The organism is Sphingobacterium sp. UGAL515B_05, assembly GCF_033097525.1.
Classification (GTDB): domain Bacteria; phylum Bacteroidota; class Bacteroidia; order Sphingobacteriales; family Sphingobacteriaceae; genus Sphingobacterium.
Genome location: NZ_CP109907.1, coordinates 2,202,399 through 2,228,669 on the forward strand (window position 1 = coordinate 2,202,399; position 26,271 = coordinate 2,228,669).

Genomic DNA, 26,271 nt, shown 5'->3' on the forward strand with positions numbered 1-26,271 from the left:
TTTTAATCGGAATTTAAAAATAATTAAAAAAATCAGTCTAAATGTAGTGAAAATTATTCTTCCTTTTTGTCAATTTTTGTTACGCCAGCTTTGAACCTCGGTTTGAAGCCTGTGGGTTTACTGGCAGCGGGTTCCTGTGTTTCTGTGCTGCTGTTTTCAGGTTCAGTTTTTACGCTGTTATCTAACTTAATTTCGTCTTTCGTATCGGGCAGCTGTGCCTGTTCAGAAGATTCCGTTTTTGTTACGCCAGCTTTGAACCTTGGTTTGAAGCCTGTGGGTTTACTGGCAGCGGGTTCCTGTGTTTCTGTGCTGCTGTTTTCAGGTTCAGCTTTTACGCTGTTATCTAACTTAATTTCGTCTTTCGTATCGGGCAATTGTGCCTTTTCAGAAGATTCCGTCTTAGTTACGCCAGCTTTGAACCTTGGTTTGAAGCCTGTGGGTTTACTGGCAGTGGGTTCCTGTGTTTCTGTGCTGCTGTTTTCAGGTTCAGCCTTTACGTTGGTATCTAACTTAATTTCATCTTTCGTATCGGGCAGCTGTGCCTGTTCAGAAGTTTCCGTTTTGGTTACGCCAGCTTTGAACCTCGGTTTGAAGCCTGTGGGTTTACTGGCAGCGGGTTCCTGTGTTTCTGTACTGCTGTTTTCAGGTTCAGTTTTTACGCTGTTATCTAACTTAATTTCGTCTTTCGTATCGGGCAGCTGTGCCTGTTCAGAAGTTTCCGTTTTGGTTACGCCAGCTTTGAACCTCGGTTTGAAGCCTGTAGGTTTTGGAGCGGAGTTTGTTGTCTCGTCCGTCGTTTCTTCGGATGCAGATGTGCTTGCGGCTGCGTCAGGAGCTTTTGTTACTCCAGCTTTGAACCTTGGTTTGAAGCCTGTAGGTTTTGGAGCGGCTGTTATTGCCTCGTCGGTTTTTTCTTTTGGTACAGATGTGCTTGCCGCTGCGTCAGGAGCTTTGGTGATTCCAGCTTTGAACCTCGGTTTGAAGCCTGTAGGTTTTGGAGCGGCTGTTATTGCCTCGTCGGTTTTTTCTTTTGGTACAGATGTGCTTGCCGCTGCGTCAGGAGCTTTGGTGATTCCAGCTTTGAACCTCGGTTTGAAGCCTGTCGGTATTGAATCAGGGGTGGATTCAGCTGAATCAGTTATTTCCTTTTTGGTTATTGCCTCGACTTCATCTTCTACGACTGTAGGCGGAGCCTTGAATCGCGGTTTAAAGCCTGCTGGTTTTGCCGTATGAATACTGGAGGTCTCGGATGCTGTATCAGTGATAACCTGCTTTACAATAGGTTTTGCAATGACAGTTTCCTCCTCTGCTAGATGGAAACTTTTTCGGAGCTTGTTGAACCAAAACTTTTTGCTGTGGTCAAAACTCTTTTCTCCCATAGCAGAATAATGTGCTTTGAACTCTTCAAATAAAGGTCCATCTGCAGCTTGTAAAGCTTTTAAATCAATTTTCTTTTTTATGAAAAATTCTTCAAAAGTCATCCTGTTATGAGTTTAATATAGTCTATTACAAATGTAGTAATTTTTCTGACGCAGCTGGGAGGCCTAAAATAAAAAAGAGCGACTAGCGCTCTTTTTTATTGTTTTATAGGTTCAATAGCTTAAACCATGTTATGGTAAACTGCTTGAACATCGTCATCTTCTTCGATTTTATCGATCATCTTCAACACATCAGCAGCTTGTTCTTCCGTAATATCTGAATGCGATAAAGCAATACGTTCCAATTTCGCAGATGTTACTTCAATTCCCTTTTCTTCAAGTAATTTTTGCATATTACCAAAGTCTTCGAAGGAAGTTTGAACGACAGCAATATCATTGCCTTCTTCATCAGCTTCTACGTACAATTCTTCTAAGCCTCCATCGATCAACTCTAATTCAAGCTCTTCTAGGTCCAGTTCGTCTGTTGCAGCAAAACGGAAAATGGATTTACGATTGAAAATAAAATCCAATGATCCTGTTTTTCCCAATGAACCACCTGCTTTTGTAAAATAGCTACGGATGTTTCCTACGGTGCGGTTGGTGTTATCTGTTGCAGTTTCAATTAAAACAGGTACACCATGCGGGCCATAGCCTTCGTATACATACTCTTCGTAACCTTTTGAATCTTTTTCTGAAGCACGTTTGATTGCGGCTTCGATACGATCCTTGGGCATATTTACTGCCTTGGCATTGTGTATTGCTGTACGAAGTCTCGAGTTGGTTTCAGGGTGAGGGCCGCTTTCTTTAACCGCCATGGCGATTTCTTTACCTAAACGTGTAAATTGAACGGCCATTTTGGCCCAGCGTTTGAATTTCCGCTCTTTTCTGAATTCGAAAGCTCTTCCCATTGTTATATTTTGTTTTTAAGATTTTCAATCATGTCGACTGTCATCTTCTGGATGTCAAATTCCGGCGTCCAGTTCCAGTCTTTTCTTGCATAAGAATCGTCTAGACTAGCAGGCCATGAATCGGCAATCTGTTGTCTTGGATCGTTCTCGATGTAAGAGATTGCAAAATTAGGAAGAATTTTTTTAATTTCTTGTGCAAGTTCTTTTGGCGTAAAAGTAATACCACCAAGATTATAACTGTGACGAATGCTTAGACTTTCTTTCGGTGCGTCCATTAATTCGAGTGTACCACGGATGGCATCCTCCATATATAACATGGGTAATGCTGTGTTTTCAGATAAGAAACAGGCATAAGTCCCGGTTTTCAATGCTTCATAAAAAATATCTACAGCATAATCTGTCGTTCCACCTCCTGGTTCAGTTTTCCAGGAAATGATGCCCGGATAACGGACACTGCGAATATCCAGGCCACGGTGTTCTTGATACCATTCGATGAGGCGCTCACCTGCAAGTTTGCTGATGCCATAAATCGTGTTGGGATCCATGACGCAATATTGTTCGGTATTTGTTTTCGGAGAATGCGGTCCAAAAACAGCGATTGAGCTTGGCCAGAATATCTTGGAGACTTTATAGTTCACGGCTAGATCAAGAACATTCAATAGACCATTCATATTCAATTCCCAAGCCTTTTCAGGGTATTTCTCACCTGTAGCCGAAAGCATGGCAGCTAATAGATATACTTGAGTAGGTTTGTATTTTTGAAATAATGTCTCGAGTCCGTTTTTGTCAAGAACATTAGCGATTTCGAAATTTTCGTCAGGGCTTTTAATCTGTGGTTCTCTAATGTCAGTGGTTACAACATTGTCTGCACCAAATTTTTTGCGCAAGGCGATAGCTAATTCTGTGCCGATCTGGCCATTTGCACCAATGATAATAATGCTTTCTTTCATTTGTAAGTTTTATTTTATGAAGCTTCCGCTTTCACTATAATGAGTGTCCATGCTCAAGAATATAAATGAATCGCTTCGCTCGTTTCTTCCTATCGATATAATAGGATCTAGCCTGACATAATTTACGTTTCATCATGTAATGAAAAATGAAATTTCAACCATGGCGGTTTATGATGCAAATATAAAGGCTTTTCAGTATCTATCAACTTTGATGGCTTTAGGGGGGAAGGGAAAAAATGCTAATTTATAGACTCTCTTGGCTGTTTTTATGAGATTTTAAACTGTTTCAATCGTTTGTTCTTTTTTTTGAATAAGCAGCGAAAATTTTTATTTTTTTTGAATTGTTTTAATTCTGATTTCTAGCAATAGTTATGGGGTGCAGGGATTTCTTTTTTAGCAATTATGGCGGAAAAAATCTTAATGTTGTGATATTTTTAGCAGAGGGAGTAATATTTTGTTATTTTAATAGTGGAATTAGGGAATATTTTTTAAATTTGAAGAATTCATTCTTCGAGAATCAACTAAAAACAAAATCAAATAACAATTTTATATACACAATTTAAACACAGACAAAAATGAAAGTGGCAGTAGTCGGCGCAACAGGCCTTGTAGGTACTGAGATGCTAACCGTGTTGGCGGCGCGAAATTTCCCAGTAACAGAATTAATTCCAGTAGCTTCAGAGCGTAGTAAGGGTAAGGAAATTGAATTCAAGGGAAAGAAGTATAAGGTGGTTACACCATCTGAGGCTATTGCTTTGAAACCTGATGTTGCGTTATTTTCTGCTGGTGGTGATACCTCGAAAGAATTCGCACCTAAATTTGCTGAAGCTGGAATTACAGTGATCGACAATTCTTCGGCATGGCGTATGGACCCAACAAAAAAGTTGGTTGTTCCAGAAGTAAATGGCGATGTGTTATCTGCTGATGATAAGATTATTGCAAACCCGAATTGTTCAACCATACAAATGGTGGTGGCTTTAAAGCCATTGCATGATAAATATAAAATCAAACGTGTTGTAGTGTCTACCTACCAATCTGTAACAGGTACTGGTGTTAAGGCCGTTAACCAGTTAATGAATGAGCGTGCTGGAAAAGATGGTGAAAAAGCTTACCCTTATCAGATTGATCTGAACGTTATTCCGCATATTGATGTTTTCCAAGAAAATGGATACACCAAAGAGGAGATGAAGATGATTTTGGAAACAAATAAAATCATGCGTGATGATTCTATTAAAGTAACTGCAACGACAGTGCGTATCCCGGTTATGGGCGGGCACTCTGAATCATTGAATATCGAATTTGAAAATGACTTTGATTTGAATGATGTACGTGCAGCTTTAGCGGCGCAAAGTGGCTGTATTGTTGTTGACGATCCTGCGTCACTACAATATCCAATGCCAAAGGATGCGCACGGCAGAGATGAGGTTTTTGTAGGACGTATCCGTCGTGATGAATCTCAGCCAAATACCCTTAACATGTGGGTAGTAGCAGATAACTTACGTAAAGGCGCTGCAACAAATGCAGTTCAGGTAGCGGAGTTATTGGCCGAAAAAGGATTGATCTAACTCAAGTAGATTCCATAATAAATATGGAGCCCCCACGAATTCATTCATGGGGGCTCTTTTTGTTCTATCGTAAAATCATCAATTTATAACTGATGATTTGGCCCTTGATACAGGAGCTAGAAATTATGGCGTCAATGTTTTGGGTTGAATAGAAAATTCAATTTTGTCATTCAATGGCGCGTAAGCTTCTTTGCTTTGCTCTTCCAGCCGATCTGGAAATAGAATGCCGAAAAGATGATCCGTTTCGTGCTGAAAAATAACAGCAGTAAAACCCTCGATATTTTCTTCGATCACTTTACCTTCTTTATTGATGTATTGTAGGCGGATAGCATAACTCCGTAATACATCCTCTTTACGATTAGGGATAGAAAGACAGCCTTCGGCGCCTTTGCGTTTCAGTTTGGAGCGCCATAGAATTTTAGGATTTACATAAAATTCAAATGGTTGATCTGGTTTGTCAAATCGCTGTACCCAGATTAGATTTTTATTTATGCCGATTTGTGGTGCTGCGATGCCTACACCGGGGTGATTGGGATCACGTACAGTCGCGAACATTCTTTTGGAAAGTGATTCAATCAATGGGTCGTTGTATTTGACATCACTGCTTGTCGCTTTTAAAACTTTCAGATCTTTATCGTCTGTTGTTTGCAATACGCGAAGAATTGCATTTTCATCTCCTGATAAAATGATTTTCTTGTCGGCAGCACTGAACTCCTGTCCTGCGTTAAGGTTGACTGGTCTTTCATTCTTTGACTTATGAAATGCTTTTTCTCCGGCCATAATTTTTGTTTCTAAATTGTTCTCAACTGGGGGGACTGGGCAGCGGTAGCCATTGCTATAAGCGCAATACGGATTATAGGCTTTGTTAAAGTCTATCTCAACATTGTTTCCTTTAATGTCGTCTGTTGATAAATCGATATACCGGCCCCCACTATAGCTTTCCTGACCATTTGTTAAATCTAAAAATGGTAAAAATAAATGGTTTTTGTATGCAGGATTTTGAAATAATGCGACACTTTGGTAGATATTCAACGTATGTTGTTTTCCATGAAGAGTAAAGGTTATGATGGCGTAACGTTTGTACTCGTTGCTTGTGCCATCGTAGGTTGGCATCCGGAATACCGGTTCGTTAAATAAAACATCAATTTTGGCGTTGACTTTATACCCCGCATCTATAGGAAAGTAATCCAAAAACGCTACTTGATCTGATTTCAATGGACCATATTGTTCTTTCGCTAATTCAGAGGCTTTTTTTTCACGAAGAGCCGTAATTTGTTGCTCATATTTACTTTGAGCATGCGTATTTAAGCATAAGGCCAAAAGGAAACTGGCAATAAGTGTTTTTTTCATTTGTGTAAATATTTATTCTTCCGATTTCGCACAGCCAAATGCTGCATCGCCTTGGTGTTGCCTTGATCAGTGTGCCTATAGGGCAAGTCTATTGGCCCGCAATAACCGGATTGAATTCGGTGATCTATTGCCTCAAAAAGCAAGTTAGCTTGTTGTCGTTAAATAGTCTATCAAAGTTATAGTTTTTTTGGTTAAAAAATCAAAATTAAAAGATCAAAAACGAGAAGAGGATGTATTAGAAAGCGTAGTCCAGCTGAAATATTAAATCTTCCTGTGTAATACTCAGGACTACTTTGTATTTTTGTGAAAAATATATATCCATGAGATTGATGGCCTTTGATTACGGTACAAAACGAATAGGGGTTGCGGTGACCGATCCAATGCAAATTATCGCTACAGCATTGACGACAGTACATCCGCAAGATATCTGGACATACTTAGCCGATTATTTACAGACAGAACAGGTGGAAACTTTTGTTGTAGGCAAACCACGGCAGCTGGATGGGACTGACTCTGAATCCGCACAACATGTTGTCGGTTTTATTCGGAAGCTGAAGAAGACTTACCCCACGATTGCTGTCGCCGAAATAGATGAGCGTTTTACTTCTAAAATGGCTTCTGCAGCGATTGCACAAAGTGGAAAAAAAAAGAAGGACCGTCAACAAAAAGGACTGATTGATACCGTGTCTGCAACGATCATTTTGCAAAGCTACATGGATAGCCGTAATTTTTAGATACACAACGACTGATAAGTCAAACAAAAATGAATAAAAAGATAGAAGGATGAAGAGCATATTATTTTTTACCGAGGATACGGATTTCAAATTAAAAGAAAAGGGAAAGATTCGTCAATGGATTGCTGATGCTATCAAATCCGAAGGATTTAAACGTGTTGGCGAATTGAGCTTTATCCTTTGCTCGGATGCTTACTTACTAGAAATCAATAAGCAGTATTTAAATCACGATACCTATACTGATATCGTGACCTTTGATTCTTCCGAAGATGACGACACCATCGCTGGTGATATTTTTATCAGCGTGGAACGTATTCAGGAGAATGCTGCGAAATTTAAGGTTGATGTGCGTGACGAGCTTCATCGGGTTATTATTCATGGTGTAATGCACCTGTGTGGCTATCCGGATAAAAAGCCGGCAGATAAAGCCAAGATGACCGCCAAGGAAGATGAGTATCTAGGTAAAAGAAACTTTTAACATACTCCATCGTACGTTTATTAAGGCCAACAGTTCGGTGAACCGGTTGAGGGTTCTATTTTCCTCGAGAGTGAGAAGGCAACAACATAAAAAAAGCGCTTTACAATTTGTAAAGCGCTTTTTTTATGTTGTTTCTAACGACTAGAATCTTTCAAATTGAGAGAAGAAGAAGTTTCCTTCGATAGCAGCATTCTCATCTGAATCCGATCCATGGATAGCGTTTGCGTCAATAGATTTAGCATATTTGTTACGGATTGTACCTTCCGCTGCATCAGCAGGATTAGTCGCGCCGATCAATGTACGGAAATCTTCAACAGCATTATCTTTTTCCAAGATTGCAGCAACGATAGGACCTGAAGTCATAAATTTTACCAACTCACCATAGAAAGGACGCTCTTTGTGTACTGCATAGAATGCACCAGCTGTCTCTTGAGAAAGTTGGATGTATTTCATTGCAATGATTTTAAAACCACCAGCAATGATATCGTTTAAGATTGCACCGATGTGACCATTCGCTACTGCGTCAGGTTTGATCATCGTAAAAGTTCTGTTAGTTGCCATTATTTTAATTTTTTTGCAAAATTAGATAAATTGCTTTTCATATGCAATATCATTAGGCTTCATATAGACACAATTATTGAAAATCCAACCGGCTGATGCAACCCTTGTTGCTAAGTTATTGCCTTCTCGTCCCAAATCTATGCCTATTCTGAAATAGATGTTTCCCTATGTTCCTGGTCCAATGTTTTTTGACGATATGTAACAGGGCATTGTGTCCGACCGTTTATAGAAAAGTAAAAAAACAATTGATCTAAGTTCAATACGAATATGTAACTTTGTGATATTATGGCATTAAATCTAACAGTAGACATCGATAAAGACTCAGGCTTTTGCTTTGGGGTGGTATACGCTATTGATATGGCGGAGGAGATCTTGGAGGAGGATGGATATCTTTATTGTTTGGGGGATATCGTTCATAATGATGAGGAAGTTGCTCGATTGAAAGCAAAAGGCTTACGTATTATCGATCATGCCGCTCTGCCGACCTTGCGTAATGAAAAGGTATTGATCCGTGCTCATGGTGAAGCTCCCGAAACTTATCGTGTTGCTTTGGAAAACAACATTACCCTGATAGATGCCTCTTGTCCAGTGGTGCTCAAGCTGCAGAACCGTATAAAAACATCGTTCGATCAAGAGGAGAAAATTCTAATCTTTGGGAAGCATGGACATGCTGAAGTGATCGGTTTACAGGGGCAGACAAATAATGAAGCCTTAGTTTTTCAGGATATTGCCGAATTGGATCAAGTCGAATTGCCGGCCTCATTTACCCTATACAGCCAAACAACAAAAAGCGTGGATAAATTTTATGCCATCAAAGACGAACTGATTAAGCGCGGGTATGAAGTGAAGGCCAATGATACCATCTGTCGACAAGTTTCCAATCGATACGAGGATCTTGGCGCTTTTGCCAGACAATACGATAAGATAGTCTTTGTATCGGGCAAGAAATCCTCCAATGGAAAGGTGCTGTTTGAAGTTTGTCAAAACGCCAATCCCGCGAGTTATTTTATTTCTGATCCAGCTGAATTAGATGCATCGGTCTTTGCTGAAAACGATCGTATAGGTATCTGTGGCGCTACTTCTACGCCAATGTGGTTGATGAAGGACGTAAAAGCAAGTTTAGAAGCATTATAGGCACAATTACCCGTCACAGATATTTCATAATTCCGCGGTTTAGATCCCGAGTGCATTCTTTTTTGCTTAGCTTTGTAAGCTATGAGCAATAAAGGTAAAAAAGGTATTCTTTTAGTACAATTGGGTACACCTGATAGTCCCACTACTCCAGATGTAAAAAAGTATTTAACGGAGTTTTTAATGGATCCACGTGTCATTGATATTCCCTATTTTCAACGAACCTTATTGGTGAAGGGAATTATTGCACGTACACGTGCTCCCAAATCTGCAAAAGTATATGCAACGATCTGGGATAAAGAAACGGGATCACCTTTGATGCATTACAGTATTTTGCAACGTGATCTGCTTCAAGAAGCATTGGGGGAAGAATACCATGTTGAATTAGCGATGCGTTACCAAAACCCATCGATTGAGGCTGCATTGAAAAATATGGAAGGCTTATTTTTGGAGTCCATTCGCGTAATCCCTTTATTTCCACAGTACGCTTCGGCAACATCGGGCTCGGTCATTGATCGTGTCATGGAACTAATCCGCAAATGGAATTATCTGCCGGAAATCAGTTTCGTAAGCAATTTCTGCACAGACGATTTGATGGCAGAAACTTATGCAGATCATGCCCGCAGGCACGATCTGGAAAGTTTTGACCATTTTGTCTTTAGCTATCATGGCCTTCCTGTGCGACAGCTTGGCAAAGTGGATCCGACAGGTCAGCTCAAATGCCCCGAATCAGGTTGTGATTCCTGTAAAACAACTGCCAATTCATACTGTTATCTCTCGCAATGCTATGCAACAACACGGGCGATAGCTGCCAAGCTTGGGTTAAAAAAAGAACAATATTCGCTTTGCTTTCAATCCAGGTTAGGTAAAGAGCCCTGGATACAGCCATATACCTCGGATTTGTTGCACGACCTTGCCGCGAAAGGTTATAAGAAGTTATTAATTTTCAGTCCTGCTTTTGTGGCGGATTGTATCGAGACCATTGATGAAATTGGCGTGGAATATGCTAATGAATTTAAGCAGTTGGGTGGAGAAGAGGTTTGTTTGGTAGAAAGTCTTAATGATGATCCCAAATGGATCGAGTCTTTAAAACAATTGGCACTCAATGCCAAAAATTAAAATAGGTAAAAGATGTTGTTGATAAACGCGTGTGTATTACTCATATTGGATTTTTATATTTTCTTTGCGCTCCGCGCAACGAAAATTAAATTTCCCAAAACAAAAGTATTTTCCATCCTCTGGTGGTCTTATTCTGTTTTACTGCTATTGGGAGTTTTTATTTCAGCACAATATAGCATTCCCTTAATCGTACGGTCGGTTATTTTAGTTGCCTTTTTTCTGACTGCCGCATCAAAGATATTTTTCTTTTTGATTTTGTTGATTGATGATATCAGACGCGGTGGTGTGTGGTTAAAACGGCTATTCACAAAAAAGAGATCTATTGAGGACTTAGTTGAAGATGCCGGAGACCCTTTACCGGAAAATCCGGTTAAAGGAATTAGCCGATCCGAGTTTTTGACCAAAGCTGGTATTCTAGTTGGTGCCTCACCCTTGATACCATTGAGCTGGGGTATTATTTCAGGAGCCTATGACTATCGTGTAAGGAGAGTGCCGTTGTATTTGCCAAATTTGCCCAAAGCATTCCATGGAATGACCATCGCGCAGATTTCAGATGTGCACTCGGGATCTTTCTACAATAAAAAAGCTGTCAACGGCGGTATTGATATGCTTTTAAAGGAAAAAGCTGATGTGACATTTTTTACCGGTGATATTGTGAACGCCCAAGCTTCTGAAATGCGGGGCTATCAAGATATTTTTGCTCGTGTGAAATCTGATTTAGGCGTGTTTTCTACATTAGGTAACCACGACTATGGTGACTACTATTATGGTAAAGAAGATTCTCCTGCAAAACGCAAGAACCTCAAGGATGTAATCGATGTTCATAAAATTATGGGCTGGGATCTTTTAATGGATGAAAATCGCAAGATTAAGGTCGACGGCGAAGAGCTTTGTATTGTTGGGGTGCAGAATTGGGGGACAGGTCGTTTTCCGAAACATGGTGATATCAAGAAAGCGTTAATGGGTACCGAAGAGCAGCCTGTCAAGTTGCTGTTGTCTCACGATCCTTCGCATTGGCGGGCACAGGTATTGGATACCGATGTGGATGTGATGTTTGCCGGACATACACATGGTATGCAATTTGGTGTACGATCCGAGATGTTGCAATGGAGTCCGGTACAATATATTTATAAAGAATGGGCAGGGCTTTATCGTGCACAACAGAACAAACGATTATACGTGAATGTAGGCTATGGCTTTTTGGGTTATCCAGGACGCGTTGGAATTCTACCTGAAATTACCATATTCGAATTGTTAAAAGCGCAAGACCCAAAGTTTAAAGCCTAAAAAATCTGCTTTGACTTTTGAGTTAATATAGCTATAATTGTGTATTCTGTACACCAGTTATACATAACATGCAATCAACTTTAAACTTTGGGGACTCTCCCCACACACGTGTTAATATTCTTACCGGGGAAAAAGTACTTGTCTCTCCGCATCGTAGTAAAAGACCATGGCAAGGACAGGTAGAGGATCTTCCGGGAGATAATAGACCGGAATATGATCCGCAATGCTATTTGTGTCCAACCAATAAACGGGCAGATGGTGATGTCAATCCAGATTATAAAGAAAGTTTTGTCTTCGTGAACGATTTCTCGGCTTTATTAAAAGATACAAGCCAACAGGAATTTAATGAGGATGAATTATTTGTCGCAGAGACCGAAAGAGGGATCTGTAAGGTAATTGCGTTCACGCCACGCCACGATCTTACACTACCTGAAATGGATCAGGCCGCAATCAAATCGGTGGTTGATCTTTGGCAAAAGGAATTTGTCGAACTCTCCAAGGTTGACTGGATCAAATACATTCAAATTTTCGAAAATAAAGGTGCGATTATGGGCTGTAGTAACCCACATCCACACGGACAGATCTGGTCACAAAATCATTTGCCAGTAGAAATCCAAAAAGAATGCGTTCAGCAACAGCAATATTTCAATAAATATCAACGTACAATCCTGTCAGACTATGTTAAAGCGGAGTTGAGAAAAGAGGAGCGCATTATTGACGAAAATGATTCTTTTGTTTCTCTAGTTCCTTTTTGGGCCGCATGGCCTTACGAAACGATGATTGTCAGCAAACGATCTATCCAAAACATTGCCGGATTTGACGAGAAGGAAAAGACGGATTTTGCCGCTATCCTCAAGTTATTGACGACGCGATATGACAATCTCTTCAAAACATCCTTCCCCTATTCTGCAGGAATGCATCAGGCCCCGGTAAATGATGGTGACCACCCCGAGTGGCATTGGCATATGCATTTTTATCCACCATTACTGCGTTCTGCGACGGTTAAGAAGTTTATGGTCGGCTACGAGATGTTAGCAAATCCGCAACGTGATATTACACCGGAAGTTGCCGCAGAACAACTGCGAAATTGTTCGACAGTTCATTATAAAGCTAAATAAGATGATAACAAAAGATACAATTGTAAATAAATTTAAAGAACACTATCAAGAAGAACCTCTTGTGGTTTCTTCCCCCGGACGGATTAATATTATTGGAGAACATACGGATTATAATGATGGATTTGTATTGCCTGCTGCAATTGACAAAGCAATATACGTTGCTGTAAGTAAGCGATCGGATGATAACATTGTACTATATGCAGAAGATTATCAGGAACGTCATGAGGTAAAACTAACAGATATTGCTATCTCAGAAAAACATTGGCCAAATTATATTCTCGGAGTTGTGGATCAATATCAGAAACGTGGTGCAACTTTAGGTGGATTCAACCTTTATATCGATGGTGATGTGCCACTGGGGGCCGGATTATCGTCTTCAGCAGCCGTTGAATGCGCGGTTACTTTAGCGCTTAGTGAGCTTTTTGAGCTACATGTAGAGCGACTTGATATTCCACAGATTGCACAAAAAGCTGAACATACCTACGCTGGTGTGATGTGTGGTATCATGGATCAGTTTGCATCAGCCTTTGGTAAAGAGAAAAATGTCATTAAACTGGATTGCCGTACTTTAGGATTTGAGTATGTTCCGCTTGATCTTAAGGGGTACGAAGTTGTGTTATTGAATACAAACGTAAAACACTCATTAGCTTCTACGGCTTACAATACACGTCGTGAACAGTGTGAGCAAGCTTCTGCATGGGTTCGGGAAAAATACCCGGAAGTCAAAAATCTGCGTGATGTAACAGTGGCAATGTTGGATGAATTGGTGAAAGACAAAGATGCCGATATTTATGCGAAAGCTAGTTTTGTGGTCCGTGAGAATGAACGCGTAGAGAAATCGTGTGATGCACTACGTTCAGGAGATGTTGTTCAGCTTGGACAGTATATTTTCCAAAGTCATGAGGGATTAAGTAAAGTGTATGAAGTCAGTTGTCCAGAACTGGATTATCTAGTGGATTACGTCAAGCAATTTCCTGAGGTGATCGGTGCCCGAATGATGGGGGGCGGTTTCGGTGGCTGTACGATCAATATCGTCAAAGAAGGTGTATTACCTTCAATTTTGCCAACACTCGAAAAAGAATACAAACAGAAATTTGATAAAGAACTTTCGGTCATTCAGGTCAGGATTGCCGACGGTACCCACGTACTTTGATGAAAAATAAATAAGGGGAATAACATATTCATGTTATTCCCCTTATTTTTTGTCTTTTTTTTGATAACAACTTACCACACAAGTCCTAGTTAAGCTGGTCTAATGCCTGTTTTAAGTCGGCGATTAGATCATCGGCATGTTCGATTCCAATAGAGATGCGCAACATCCCTAGCGTGATTCCGGAAGCTTCTTTCTGTTCCTTCGTATGATGACCGCCCCACATACTCGCGGGGTGTACAATAAGCGATTCGACCCCGCCCAAACTGGCCGCATTGATAAATATATGCAGCCCATTGATGAGTTTCTGCGCATTTAAAAATGCCTCCTCTTCGTCTTTACCGTTGACATCGATGCAAAGCATACCCGAGAAACCGTTCATTTGCTGGGTAGCGAGCTCATGTTGTGGGTGATTGGGTAATCCGGGATAACTGACTTTTTTGATTTTTGGATGTTGATCCAGAAATTCGGCCAGCTTTAGCGCATTTGTATTGATTTGTTTGACGCGTAGACTTAATGTTTTCAATCCCCGTAATAGTAACCAGGAATCAAGCGGTGCGAGTGATGCTCCCAAAGCAACGGATCGTTTCCATACGCTGGCGATATAGTCCTGCGTACCACAGACGATACCTGCAGTGAGGTCGCTGTGTCCGCCTAAATATTTCGTGGCGCTGTGGACAACGACGGTTATTCCAAAATCTGTCGGTGTCTGGTTGATAGGGGAGGCAAATGTATTATCGACCATACTCTGAATCCCATGCTGTTTGGCGAGTTCACCGATCGCTTTTAGGTCTGTGATATGGAGATTTGGATTCGATGGGGTCTCTATATAAATCAATTTGGTATTTGTTTGAATCGCCTTTTCAAAAGCTGAAACATCGGTTTGGTCCACAGCTGTCACTGTTATTCCATAATCCGTTAGGAACTCTTTAAAGAAAATAGCTGTTCCGGAATAATGTGCATGTTGGGCGACAATATGATCCCCCGATTTAACGATGGCCAATATGGCTGTACTGATGGCAGCCATGCCTGTTGCAAATACCAGTGCATCCTCCGTTTTTTCCAGTTTTGCTAGGATGGACGCTACCTGGCTATTCGTTGGATTACCATGGCGATGATAAAAATAAGGGTGTTTTGGTTCGGTAGCAGCTTTGATATATTCCGTTGGGTCAGGATCTGCAATGTAGGTGGATGTCTGATAGATTGGAGTAGTTACTGCAGATGTCTGGTTGAATTGCTGTCCTTCATGGACGAGTATCGTTTCGGTATTGGTAGCCATACTAATAATATTGATTGATGCTTGTATCGCCTTAAGTATCTATAACTCGATCTTGTCGAATCTTTGATCGTAAGGAACCCTTAGCTCGTTTGAAAGCACTCTTGGTACTAACAGCTCGAAGAAGGTTTGTCTTGTATATCAAATATAAATAAAATCTACTCAATATGTAGATTTTATTTATATCGGATGCATCAATATGTCTTACAGCATTTCTTTCAGAAGACTCAACGCATAACCAATGGTATTCACATTGTTTAACGCTAAACGAAGCTGGCCTTTGACTTCTTTGAGGTTGCTGATCTCCGGATGGCTTTGCACAAAGGACAGTACACGGCCGAATTGATCAGATTCAAAGTAGCTCGACTTGGGGTTGTTGACAAAATAACCTTTCAGTGTATGCTTTTTATACGCTATTTTTTCGAATCCTATCGTTTTACCAAACCACTGTAAACGGAGTGTATTAAATAATTCAAATACTTCTCGTGGGATAGGGCCAAAGCGATCTTCAAGTTCTTTTTCAAAAGCTGCCAATTGCTGCTCATTCTCTAATTTAGAGAGCTCTGTATACAGATTATATCGTTCAGTGATATTGGTTACATATTCATCCGGGATCAATACCTCGAGGTCGGTGTCAATCTGTGTAAAGGAGACATATTTGTGTTCCTTCTCATCAGCGAATACCGCTGAAAACTCATCCTCTTTCAGTTCCTGAATAGCTTCGTCCAAGATTTTGTGATACATTTCGAAACCGATCTCGGCAATAAAGCCCGATTGTTCGCCTCCCAAGAGGTTTCCTGATCCACGTATATCCAAATCGCGCATGGCAACGTTAAATCCAGAGCCCAGTTCCGAGAATTCTTCTATCGCAGAAAGTCGTTTATAGGCTTCCGAAGTTAAAGTCGACAATGGCGGACTCAGTAAATAACAGAAAGCCTTTTTATTGGAGCGACCGACCCGACCCCGCATTTGGTGCAGGTCACTCAGTCCGAACATATGTGCATGATTAATAATAATCGTATTTGCATTTGGAATATCAAGACCCGCTTCAATAATCGTAGTTGCAATTAAGACATCGAAATCGTGATTGATAAACTTGAGCATCACATCTTCGAGCTCATCACCCTCCAATTGGCCATGTGCAACACCGACCCGTGCTCCCGGAACCAGCTTGCGAATCAAATTACCCAGCTGTGGAAGATCTGCAACACGATTATGGATAAAGAATACCTGTCCACCACGATCAAGTTCGTAACTGACGGCCTCTCCAATCAGTGTTTCATTGAAAACGTGGAGTTCGGTCTGTACAGGCTGGCGGTTGGGCGGCGGAGTCGAGATGATACTCAGATCGCGGGCTCCCATCAATGAAAAGTGTAATGTTCTTGGAATTGGCGTTGCTGTCAATGTCAGCGAATCTACATTCGCACGCATGACTTTCAATTTTTCCTTTACAGCGACCCCAAATTTTTGTTCCTCATCAATAATCATTAGACCAAGATCTTTGAATTTGACATCTTTGCTAACAAGGCGGTGTGTGCCGATGATAATGTCTATTTTTCCTTCAGCGAGCCTGGCTAAGGTATCTTTGATCTGTTTGCTCGTTTTGAAACGATTGATATAGTCGATCGTGCATGGAAGGCCCTTTAGACGCTCCGAAAATGTCCGGTAGTGCTGTAATGCAAGAATGGTCGTCGGTACCAGGACAGCAACTTGTTTACTGTCTGCTACAGCTTTGAAGGCTGCGCGGATGGCAACCTCCGTTTTTCCGAAGCCAACATCCCCACAGATCAATCGATCCATCGGATGTGGCGATTCCATATCCTTTTTTACATCGGCAGTAGCCTTTTCCTGATCGGGTGTATCCTCATAGATAAAGGAGGCCTCCAGTTCATTCTGTAAGTAGCTATCCGGTGAGAACGCATTTCCATGCTGAGCCTTTCTTTTGGCATAAAGCATGATCAGGTCGCGCGCAATATCCTTGACTTTTTTCTTGGTCGTCTTTTTGAGTTTGTCCCAGGCGTCGGTGCCCAATTTATTCATTTTGGGAACAGTACCCTCTTTGCCGGAATATTTGGAAATGCGGTTTAAGGAGTTGATGTTTACATACAAAAGATCATTGTCCGCATAGATCAAGCGGATCATTTCCTGAGATTTACCGTTGACGTCCACTTTTTCCAAGCCACCGTAGCGGCCGACACCATGGTCAATGTGGGTAATGAAATCGCCCGGTTTAAGATCCCGTAAATCTTTGAGCGTAATTGCCTGCGAACGCTCGTAAGCCTTCTTGCGTTTATATTTATAATAGCGGTCAAATATCTGATGATCCGTGTAACAGGCCAACTTTAAACTGTCGTCTCTAAAACCTTCGCGTAAAGCTTTATGAATTGGAATAAAGGTCGCTGATTTATCGAGATCTTCTAGAATCGTATAGATACGTTCGACCTGTTTGGTTGAATCTGAAAAGATCAGATTCTGGATCCGCTGGCCCTCATTCTCCTTGAAATTATGGATTAAGAGATTAAAATCCTTATTGAACGAAGGTTGCGGATGGATATCGAACTTGAGTGTTACTTCAGCTTTATAAAAGAACTGCTTGCCGAATTCGACGATCGGGAAATCAAAGAATAAGGCATTGAGGTTTTTCTCATCTGTAAACTCATGGGCTGGGTTATGCCATTCGGGATTATCCTTTTTTTGCTTATCTGTTAGCCCCGCCCATAACTTTTCCGCTTTTTTTAACCCATCTTTTACAATATCTAACGTAAATTGAGCGTCTTTGATCCAGATCGTAGCGTCCTGATCTACATATTCCAATAAGGAAATGTGTTGGGATGTTAGGAATTTCGCTTGGACATTCGGTACAATGGTTACTTTGTGGATTTTTTTGACAGACAGCTGGGACTCAATGTCAAATGTACGTATGCTTTCGATGTCATCGCCAAAGAATTCAATACGGTATGGGAGGTCATTCGAAAAGGAAAAGATATCTACAATGCCACCGCGTATCGCAAATTGCCCAGGTTCATACACAAAGTCGACACGTTCGAAATCATATTCGATCAAGAATTCGTTGATGAAATCAATACTTAGAGCGGTGTTTTCTGTTATTTCCAACGTATTTTTATCCAGATCGTTGCGGTTGATCACTTTCTCAGCAATAGCCTCCGGATAAGTCACAACCATTTTCGGTAATTCCGAAGTATGGTTGAGTGAACTTAACGTCTCCGCACGTTGCAATACATTGGCAGAGTCAGTTTGTGTAAAATCAAAAGCTTTGCGATAAGACGAAGGGAAAAAAAGAACCTGCTTATCCAACAGGCTTTCCAGATCACTTAAAAAATAAGAAGCGTCTTCATGAGTCGGTAAGATAAAGACCATTGGACGTTCCTGTAAGTTGTAAGAAGATACGGCTATGAACGCATCCGAAGATCCGATAAGCCCTTTCAGCTGAATCTTTGGGTTTTTGGATTGCATAGCCTTGGTAAGCGACTGGACGGATTCGCTTTGGCTGTATTTTTCTAATATTTCTTGAATTCCCACGAGCAAAAATTTCGAATAATTGCGAATTTAACGAAATAGTATCAAGTATTAGGTATGATGTACTAAATTTTTTGGTAAAAAAATGGCTGAATCCCTCGTTAAGAAGGCATGACTTTAGCAAGCTCAAAAGCTATAACAGATTGATCTGTGCAGGACTTTATTTCGCGAGGTAAAAGGTGTAGGCAAAAGCGAGCAACACCAACAATGTGGCCAAGTAAATTAATTTATATTGCTCGTAAGCTGTAACATGAAAGGATCCAATTTTAACGCGGTTTTTGCTATTTCTCATGACTAATTTAGGTCGAGGTCAATCTTCTGTTCACTAATATAGCTTTTAAGTGTTGTATTACCAAAAGCATCCAGTGTATTTTGAAAATCTTCCCGGTAGTCAAACTGAAAGTCCTCATGAAGTTTACTGTATTTACCCACCGCATGCTTTATACGCCCTGTTATATATTTATGCAATTTGTGGGCGGCAGACTGATAAGAGGAGTCGAAAAGTCTGTCGTAATCAGCAATGGTTCTCTTCAGGATATAGCATCTAAATTCTACTTCACTGATTTTGTCCTTGGTGACTTTTTCGTGTTCATTCACTAAACCGCTTGCTTGTTTCACCAGCTTGCTAAGTGCAATAAAGTGACTGTGTTGTGGCGTATTGCCAATTTGACTTAAACCAATATCGAACAATTGTGCCAGTTGCTTTCGTAGTTTTTCAATACGTTCCTCTAAATCGTCTGCATTTTCAAGTAATTGGAAATGCAATTGTTTGATCAGCATTTTGTCCTTGCTTATCAGGCGTACAAGGAGTTTGTCTTTTTCCTTCTGCGGTAGGTCAAGGACAGCTTTCTTTAATTCGGCATCTTGATGTAAGGACATAATCTGTGTTTTTAGTGTAAAAAGAGTTGTTGAGCGAAAAGTCAGGCACACTTTCAGCGTGCCTGAATAAATTCCTCGTTTCATAAGCCGGAATTGAAGCAGGCAATAGCTGCCGCCCCTATTTACGGCTGTTTGCTATTAATACAATATTCTGAACTTAATCGTATTGTCGATCTGTTTGAGTTGTTTCAATAGATCTTTATCATATTCACCTTGTATATCGGTTACCGCATAGCCGATGTCACTTTTGGTCATTAGAAATTGGGCAACAATATTGATGTTATTTTGGGCATAGACCTTATTGATCTGCGCCATAATTCCGGGAACGTTTTGGTGGATATGCAGTAATCTCGTTACCTGTTTTACTTTTGGTAAAATCAGATTTGGGAAGTTGCGACTTAAATAAGTATCACCATTGTTGATAAAATCGGCCATCCGCCGAGGTATAAACTCGGAATTTTTCTTTTTATTTTTCTTATCATCGAAAACGACAATACCTTTAGCATTGCAGATATCCTTATTGATATGCCCTCTGATATCACCCAAATATCCAATCGTTTTTAATTTGTCAGCATGTTGGAGTTGCTCATCACTGATATCGATATTGTCCCCCAATAGAAGCATCCCTACATCTTTCGCATACTTTTCTTCGAACGTATCTTTTGTGCGGATTGAAAAACCGTCTCTTTTTAGGATATGAGCCGCTATTTCTGGTACATCACCCACGATCAAACAAAGGATACGGTTTTTAGGATAGGATATTGCACGGGGCAGATCATTTACATATAAGAACTCATCAAAACTAGGTGTGATGAAGTCTGCTTTCTCAGTGACACTTTTACGTTGGATATTCTCTGTAAATGCAAAGAATTTTTCAATCAATCCCGATTCTTTCAGTTGAAAATCTGAATAACCGTCGCCAATGCCAAATAGTCTACCTTCAATATTCAACTGTTTTAATAATTGCACTTTTCCACCTTCATTTGATAATGGATTCTCTTCATCAAAACCGATGATATTACCTTCTTCATCAAATCTGAATGTATTGGCATAGATATTTTCAGTCTTGATATGATACGGTGTCACAACAGGAGTAATAAACTCCTTAAAACCTCCTGAAACAATCCATGCGGTGTCGGCGTGTTTCTTGAAGAATTCACGATTTCGGGAAAAAGAGGTTGAAACCTTTTTCTTAAGATGTGAAACTAGTTTATCCAGATGAGATTTATTGGCATTTAAGAGTTTTACGCGACCAGCCAATGCTTCGCGAAAGGATAGTTTACCCTCCATGGCAAGATTGGTGTACCGCTCAATTTCGTGGTAGATAGCCTCTCGGTCCGGATGGTTCTCAAGGGAGATTCGTGCAAGTTCATCAAGTGCCTCTACTTGCGTAAATGTACTATCAAAATCAATGATGTAATAGTTTTTCATCTTATTCTTTTTTATGAAACTATCATGAGTCATACATCTGAATGCTGCTTACTGGTACAAGGTCTGTTTCTTCCACTTCTTCTTCCAAACATATATTGATTAGAGGAGACGAAACTAGCCTCGGGATCGAGCTTTATTTAAGGATTGAAGTTACTCACGATGAGATCAAGGTTTGGTTGTTAATTATGTTATAGTTTTACTGTTTGTTATATAAGTCTGCAATTTCTTTTAATGTTTGTTCCAAAGGCCGATAACTGTGGTTTAGAAGTCCCTGGATTTTAGCGTTGGAATACTGTAATTTGGCACTTGACGCTGCCGCTGTTTCCTTCGTTAATGTCGCGTCTGATTTTTTAAATACAGCAAGCATACTTGAAACTGTGGAAGCAATTTGGAGTAAGGTCTCAGAAACTTCAATTTTGGGTTCAGGCCTATTCATTAATACACTTGCTACGCTCAGCAGATCCTTGTTGCTTATATTGAGATGATTGATGATATAGCGCTCAGCCGTGATATCATCTCTTTCCATCAATTGAATCATGATCGCAGCAACATCTTCAACGTCAACAACGCCAACACTTCCTTTCGGGTAAAATCGTAGACCTTTATTGATCATCGAAAAAATAGCGCCAGAGCCTTTATCGTTTGCAGCAGCACCTAAAATTACCGAGGGGTTGACAATAATTGCACTTAAGCCTTCGGTAATACCCCGCCAAACCTCCATCTCTGCCTGATATTTTGAAAGCGAATAATTGGATGTTAGTGAATTGTGTTCCCAATGGTCTTTCTCGGATACCGGCAGGTTTTCTCTATTTGTTCCTAAGGCTGCGATCGAACTGACATGGAGCAGGCGAATACCTTTTTCAAGGCAAAGATTGACCACATTTGTCGTCCCTTCCACGTTCACTTTAAAGAGTGCCTTAGCGTCTTTCTTTTGGTAGGAAACCAATGCTGCACAATGGAATACTTTAGTAACACCTTCAAGAGCATCTTCTAGTTCAAAATAGTTGTTGATATCAGCGTCGATCCATTGAACCAACGAAGAAGATAACAACGAGGCCGGAATAGTCGATTGAGCTCTTTTTATGGCAATGACGTCAATTCCTTGGTCTATCAACTGTCTGATTAGTGTAGACCCTAAAAAACCTGTTCCTCCAGTTATTAATATCACTTGATAAAGATACTGTTAAAAATAATGTTTTCAAAAGTTAGTTAATAAATGGATATTTGTGTGAATTGCATCCTGAAAAAACTTCATGTTTTCGGTGGTACCAAACGCTATCGAAGCTAAGGAAGCTTTTTTCTGTCCAATTAAAACAGGCATTTTCAGAAAAAATAAGAGATTTTACAAATTATAGCTTATGTCATCACTGTCCGTATTCTTTAGCCCCATTTCAATTACAGGTTTTGCACCAGAACATGGGTTCTTGAGTTCTCAACTAGGAAACGTTATTCAAGCCTATGAAACAGATTTTCCGAGCTGGGAAGCGGATAAACAGCCTCAATTGGCTATTGTCGGTGTGGAGGAAGATCGTGCATCCATAAATAATAATGGGACAGATAAAGCGCCAGATGCTGTGCGTAAGCATCTCTATGCACTATATCAGGGCGATTATAAGATGAATATCGTTGATTTGGGAAATATCAAAGCAGGTAATACAATTCAAGATACCTATATCGCTTTAAAATCTGTCGTAGAGGAACTGATCAAAGAAAATATTCTTCCGATTATCATTGGCGGTGGGCAGGACCTGACCTATGCACAATATTTAGGGTATCAAAATTTAGAACGAAAAATAGAGCTAGCGATTATAGATGCACGTTTTGACCTTGATCAGGAAAATGCTGACAATGTAAGCTTGACATCTCGCTCTTATGTGAATCATATCATCTTGCATCAGCCAGACTATCTGTTCAATTTAAATGCAATAGCTTATCAAACGTATCTTGTAAGTAAAGAGTCTATCAATATGTATGATAAACTATTTTTTAATGCGACACGAGTCGGTATGATTGCCGGTAAAATGGACCAATCAGAGCCTTTGATCCGAGCTGCAGATTTAATTAGTTTTGATATCGGAGCCATTCGAGCGTCTGAAGCACCCGGAAATGCCAATGCAATGCCCAATGGCTTATTTGGCGATGAAGCTTGTCAACTTGCCCGTTACGCCGGGATGTCGGATAAATGCTCTTCCATCGGTTTTTATGAATTCAATCCAACATTTGATCCGATGGAGCAGACGGCTATGCTGGTCTCCCAAATGATCTGGTGCTTTATTGATGGTTACTATAACCGTAAACAAGATACGCCGCTGTACCCCAAATCATCTTATATCATTTATCGCACGACACTGGAAAATGAAGAGCATGAATTGGTCTTTGTGAAAAGTAAAAAATCAGACCGCTGGTGGATTCAAGTGCCTTATTTTGGATCTAAATCAGTCAATGAGCGCTATTATCTCGTGCCTTGCCGTTATGAAGATTACCAATTGGCTGTTTCAGGTGAAATGCCTGATCTATGGTGGAAAACACACCAAAAGTTACAATAATGTACCAGTAAGCCGGACATTGGTATTACACCTTATCATAAAGAAGTGTATAATATACCAAGCAAACTAATAACAGATTGGTTTTATCTGTTTTTTTGTTGTGCAGATCCATTAAGTTTGAGATGTTATAGGTTTAATTAAATGCAATGATGGCAAAATAGACCTGCTCAGGTAAGCATAGACCATCTTCAGAAAATACAAATCATGGAAATATTTTTCTTTGCGGGAATCGTGCTGTTATTGGTCATTTTGATCGTATTGGTACTAAAAAAGAATACCGATACCAGTGTTGGTCCTGCGTACAATAAAGAAGTTGAAACACTAAAAATTGAACTCGCTAGATCGCAACAGCGGGAACAAAGTTTGTTGGAAGAACGTCTTATGCTAAAAAATGAATTGGATAAAGAACGGGAGAATCTTCTGGTCGCCGAGCGGTCTTTAGAGAGTACACGTTCTTTTTATGAGGCGCAGCTCGATAAATTTCAGGAACAGAAAAATGAAATCGCCGAGATTAAACGACAATTCAACAACGAGTTTCAGGTAATTGCCAATAAAATATTGGAAGAGAAGACACAAAAGTTTACAGAGACCAATCACCGTTCCCTGGGCTTGATCTTGGATCCATTGAAAGAAAAAATCAAATTGTTTGAAGAGAAAGTCGATAAAAATTACAATCAAGAGGCAGCGGAAAGAAATTCTTTAAAGGGAGTTGTCCTTCAGCTGGTCGAACAGAGTCTTAAAATTAAAGACGAAGCCAATAGCTTAACCAAGGCGTTAAAAGGGGATACCAAAAAACAGGGCAATTGGGGCGAGGTAATTTTAGAGCGGGTTTTGGAGCGTTCGGGACTTATGCGCGATCGCGAATTTAGGTTACAGGTCTCTCTGATGGATGCCGATGGAAGAAGAATGCAACCCGACGCGATTATCGACCTTCCTGAAGATAAACATCTGATTGTGGATTCAAAAGTTTCGCTGATTGCCTACGAACGTTGGGTCAATGCGGAGACAGACGAGGACCGCGCAATTTTCGCAAAACAACACGTACAGTCCGTGGAGAATCACGTGAAGGAACTTTCCGCAAAAAACTACCATGAGTTATATGGTATCGAATCGCCGGAATTTGTCCTGCTGTTTATGCCGATTGAATCTGCATTGAGTATGTCCGTCGCTGAAAAACCGGATCTATTCAGCGATGCCTGGGATCGTAAGGTTGTCATCGTTAGTCCTTCGACACTATTGGCTACCCTTCGTACCATTGCCAGCATCTGGAAGCAGGAACGCCAGACTAGGAATGTGATTGAAATCGCCAAGGAAGCAGGGAGCCTTTACGATAAATTTGTGAGCTTTCTGAACGATATGGAACAGGTGCAAAATCAGTTGGAGCGCGCATTAAAAAGCCATGAAGATGCAACTAAAAAGCTCTCCACGGGCGCTGGGAACGTGATCGGAAAAGTGGAGAAATTAAAACGTTTAGGAGCCAAAGCAAATAAACAGATCGATTCCAAATTTTTAGATGAGGAAGATTAACAAAAACGGGCTTGCCGAAAGGTAAGCCCGTTTATAATTTTTAACCGTGCAAAGCAAAGCCTGCTCTGCTAACTTATGCTAGAGGTTCTACTAAAGCTCTTTCATCCGTTTATTGATGGAAACATCCACATAGGTATCCTTTAAACGATCTACAGCTTCTTTTTGAACAGTGACATTGGTGTCTGATTCGTAATCATGAATAGTCCTTTGGTTTTGGACTTCGTTGTCATAAGGATCCTTTCCTGCCAAGAGCTTGACGATTACCGGAAGACACTCGAGGAAGACAAAAAGCAACGCAATAAAAAACACAGCATTTGCATTGGATTCGTTGACCTTTCCATTGGCATCGTACCTTAGATTACCCAGCGCAGAATTGCGGTCTGCAAAACCAGCGACATTGACAGCGCTGTCCAACGAAGCGTTGGATAAGACTTTTTGGTCCAATATCCCCTCAAATTTCTGTTTCTGACGTATTGCGTTTTGCTGGGTCGTTATCTTGTTCCGTAAAGTATCCAAATAACCTTCTTTTTTCTTCAACTCTTCTTCTTTCATTTTGGCATAAGGGCCATACCCCATGACACCTGATGTTTCAGTTGTTTTGTTCCCGAATATCTCGTAATTCAATTTTGTACGGTCATTTTTAATACTGGCTTCTAATGAATCACGTTCGACCGTAATCGCTTTTAAAAGCGAAACCTCATTGGCATATTTCTTATTGAAAGTACTGTTGAGCGTGTCGATTTTAGCGCGTTGATCTGCGAGAAAACGTACACGGAGGTTTTCTCGAATCTCTTTATCGAAGATTTTTAACTCCAACGGCCTAGAGATAACCAAACCAATCAAAATTGCCAATAAAATTCGAGGAAGAGCCTGCAGAAGCTGCATAAGGCCACTTTTTGATTTATTTATACTGAGTACAATATAGCGATCCATATTGAATATCGCTAAACCCCAAATGATGCCAAATACAATGGCCAAGAGCCAGTCAAATGCCCCACCACTAAATACGAAATACATGGCATAGCCACCCGAAAGGCTGGCAAACAATCCCGTAAAAAAAATAGTAGCACCTATGGCTGTGTACTTACTATGCTCTTCCGGATATTTTTCAAGAGTTTCTTGATGTACCCCCGCACATCTCCAAAAGAAACGGTTAATATCGCTCATTAAAATATTTTTACCCAAATTGACAGATTATTTTTAACAAGGTTTATGAATAAGTTTTTGTTTTACAATACGATGACTGTTTTTTAGGTTCCTCTGCAACCCCCTCTCCAAGAAGGCCGACCATTTGCCTAATTTTATT

21 protein-coding genes are annotated in these 26,271 nt (G+C 40.4%); 10 read left to right on the forward strand and 11 right to left on the reverse strand.

The features are described from left to right. Positions 1–53: 53 nt before the first annotated feature. From OK025_RS08955 to OK025_RS08965, 3 genes are all read right to left on the reverse strand, one after another. Positions 54–1,481, reverse strand: a complete 1,428-nt coding sequence (locus OK025_RS08955) for a hypothetical protein (RefSeq protein ID WP_317669176.1) — start codon at positions 1,479–1,481, stop codon at positions 54–56. Between the two features lie 119 nt (positions 1,482–1,600). Further along, positions 1,601–2,326 carry a YebC/PmpR family DNA-binding transcriptional regulator gene (locus OK025_RS08960; RefSeq protein ID WP_317669177.1) on the reverse strand — a complete coding sequence of 242 codons (726 nt, stop codon included), beginning with the start codon at positions 2,324–2,326 and terminating at the stop codon, positions 1,601–1,603. 2 nt (positions 2,327–2,328) lie between these two features. Then, positions 2,329–3,276, reverse strand: a complete 948-nt coding sequence (locus OK025_RS08965; protein WP_317669178.1) for an NAD-dependent epimerase/dehydratase family protein — start codon at positions 3,274–3,276, stop codon at positions 2,329–2,331. 575 nt (positions 3,277–3,851) lie between these two features. On the opposite strand from OK025_RS08965, the gene OK025_RS08970 reads away from it, so the two are divergent. After that, positions 3,852–4,841, forward strand: a complete 990-nt coding sequence (locus OK025_RS08970; protein ID WP_317669179.1) for an aspartate-semialdehyde dehydrogenase — start codon at positions 3,852–3,854, stop codon at positions 4,839–4,841. A 123-nt stretch (positions 4,842–4,964) separates the two neighbouring features. Here the strand turns inward: OK025_RS08970 and def are convergent, their stop codons facing one another. Further along, on the reverse strand, positions 4,965–6,191 hold the full coding sequence (gene def / locus OK025_RS08975; RefSeq protein ID WP_317669180.1) for a peptide deformylase: 1,227 nt from the start codon (positions 6,189–6,191) through the stop codon (positions 4,965–4,967). Positions 6,192–6,511: 320 nt separating this feature from the next. On the opposite strand from def, the gene ruvX reads away from it, so the two are divergent. Both ruvX and ybeY read left to right on the forward strand, forming a co-directional pair. Further along, the gene (gene ruvX / locus OK025_RS08980) at positions 6,512–6,925 is read left to right on the forward strand and encodes a Holliday junction resolvase RuvX (protein WP_070561409.1); all 414 of its coding nucleotides are present in this window, start codon (positions 6,512–6,514) and stop codon (positions 6,923–6,925) included. Between the two features lie 49 nt (positions 6,926–6,974). Beyond that, complete coding sequence (gene ybeY, locus OK025_RS08985; RefSeq protein WP_317669181.1) at positions 6,975–7,403, forward strand: rRNA maturation RNase YbeY; 429 nt, start codon at positions 6,975–6,977, stop codon at positions 7,401–7,403. Between the two features lie 141 nt (positions 7,404–7,544). Here ybeY and OK025_RS08990 read toward each other — a convergent pair whose 3' ends face one another. Next, positions 7,545–7,964 carry a nucleoside-diphosphate kinase gene (locus tag OK025_RS08990; RefSeq protein ID WP_075994543.1) on the reverse strand — a complete coding sequence of 140 codons (420 nt, stop codon included), beginning with the start codon at positions 7,962–7,964 and terminating at the stop codon, positions 7,545–7,547. 285 nt (positions 7,965–8,249) lie between these two features. Here OK025_RS08990 and OK025_RS08995 point away from each other — a divergent pair, with 285 nt between their 5' ends. The 5 genes from OK025_RS08995 to galK all read left to right on the forward strand — a co-directional run bounded on the left by OK025_RS08995 (position 8,250) and on the right by galK (position 13,772). Beyond that, a complete protein-coding gene (locus OK025_RS08995; RefSeq protein ID WP_075994542.1) occupies positions 8,250–9,098 on the forward strand; it encodes a 4-hydroxy-3-methylbut-2-enyl diphosphate reductase in 849 nt (282 codons plus the stop codon). 81 nt (positions 9,099–9,179) lie between these two features. Beyond that, complete coding sequence (gene hemH, locus OK025_RS09000) at positions 9,180–10,214, forward strand: ferrochelatase (RefSeq protein ID WP_317669182.1); 1,035 nt, start codon at positions 9,180–9,182, stop codon at positions 10,212–10,214. Between the two features lie 12 nt (positions 10,215–10,226). Beyond that, positions 10,227–11,501: a metallophosphoesterase gene (locus OK025_RS09005; RefSeq protein ID WP_317669183.1), complete on the forward strand. Its 1,275-nt coding sequence runs from the start codon at positions 10,227–10,229 to the stop codon at positions 11,499–11,501. Positions 11,502–11,569: 68 nt separating this feature from the next. After that, on the forward strand, positions 11,570–12,619 hold the full coding sequence (locus OK025_RS09010) for a UDP-glucose--hexose-1-phosphate uridylyltransferase (protein ID WP_075994539.1): 1,050 nt from the start codon (positions 11,570–11,572) through the stop codon (positions 12,617–12,619). Between the two features lies 1 nt (position 12,620). Beyond that, complete coding sequence (galK, locus tag OK025_RS09015; RefSeq protein WP_317669184.1) at positions 12,621–13,772, forward strand: galactokinase; 1,152 nt, start codon at positions 12,621–12,623, stop codon at positions 13,770–13,772. Positions 13,773–13,857: 85 nt separating this feature from the next. Here galK and OK025_RS09020 read toward each other — a convergent pair whose 3' ends face one another. The 5 genes from OK025_RS09020 to OK025_RS09040 form a co-directional block, all read right to left on the reverse strand. Next, positions 13,858–15,048 carry an aminotransferase class I/II-fold pyridoxal phosphate-dependent enzyme gene (locus tag OK025_RS09020; RefSeq protein ID WP_317669185.1) on the reverse strand — a complete coding sequence of 397 codons (1,191 nt, stop codon included), beginning with the start codon at positions 15,046–15,048 and terminating at the stop codon, positions 13,858–13,860. A gap of 201 nt (positions 15,049–15,249) precedes the next feature. Beyond that, positions 15,250–18,585, reverse strand: a complete 3,336-nt coding sequence (gene mfd / locus OK025_RS09025; protein ID WP_317669186.1) for a transcription-repair coupling factor — start codon at positions 18,583–18,585, stop codon at positions 15,250–15,252. A 291-nt stretch (positions 18,586–18,876) separates the two neighbouring features. Further along, on the reverse strand, positions 18,877–19,461 hold the full coding sequence (locus OK025_RS09030; protein ID WP_075994535.1) for a hypothetical protein: 585 nt from the start codon (positions 19,459–19,461) through the stop codon (positions 18,877–18,879). 138 nt (positions 19,462–19,599) lie between these two features. After that, positions 19,600–20,892 (reverse strand): HAD-IB family phosphatase, encoded by a 1,293-nt coding sequence (locus OK025_RS09035; protein WP_317669187.1) that lies wholly within the window; start codon positions 20,890–20,892, stop codon positions 19,600–19,602. A 196-nt stretch (positions 20,893–21,088) separates the two neighbouring features. Next, a complete protein-coding gene (locus OK025_RS09040; RefSeq protein ID WP_317669188.1) occupies positions 21,089–22,060 on the reverse strand; it encodes an NAD-dependent epimerase/dehydratase family protein in 972 nt (323 codons plus the stop codon). A 190-nt stretch (positions 22,061–22,250) separates the two neighbouring features. Between OK025_RS09040 and OK025_RS09045 the strand changes: the two genes are divergently transcribed. Together OK025_RS09045 and rmuC are read left to right on the forward strand one after the other, a co-directional pair. Further along, entirely contained in the window at positions 22,251–23,438 is a 1,188-nt protein-coding gene (locus OK025_RS09045) for a formimidoylglutamase (RefSeq protein WP_317669189.1), read from the forward strand. 204 nt (positions 23,439–23,642) lie between these two features. After that, on the forward strand, positions 23,643–24,965 hold the full coding sequence (gene rmuC, locus OK025_RS09050) for a DNA recombination protein RmuC (protein WP_317669190.1): 1,323 nt from the start codon (positions 23,643–23,645) through the stop codon (positions 24,963–24,965). Between the two features lie 90 nt (positions 24,966–25,055). On the opposite strand, the gene OK025_RS09055 is transcribed toward rmuC, so the two are convergent. Further along, positions 25,056–26,132, reverse strand: coding sequence for a DUF4407 domain-containing protein (locus OK025_RS09055; protein ID WP_120335147.1), 1,077 nt, complete (start codon positions 26,130–26,132; stop codon positions 25,056–25,058). Positions 26,133–26,271 lie beyond the last annotated feature (139 nt).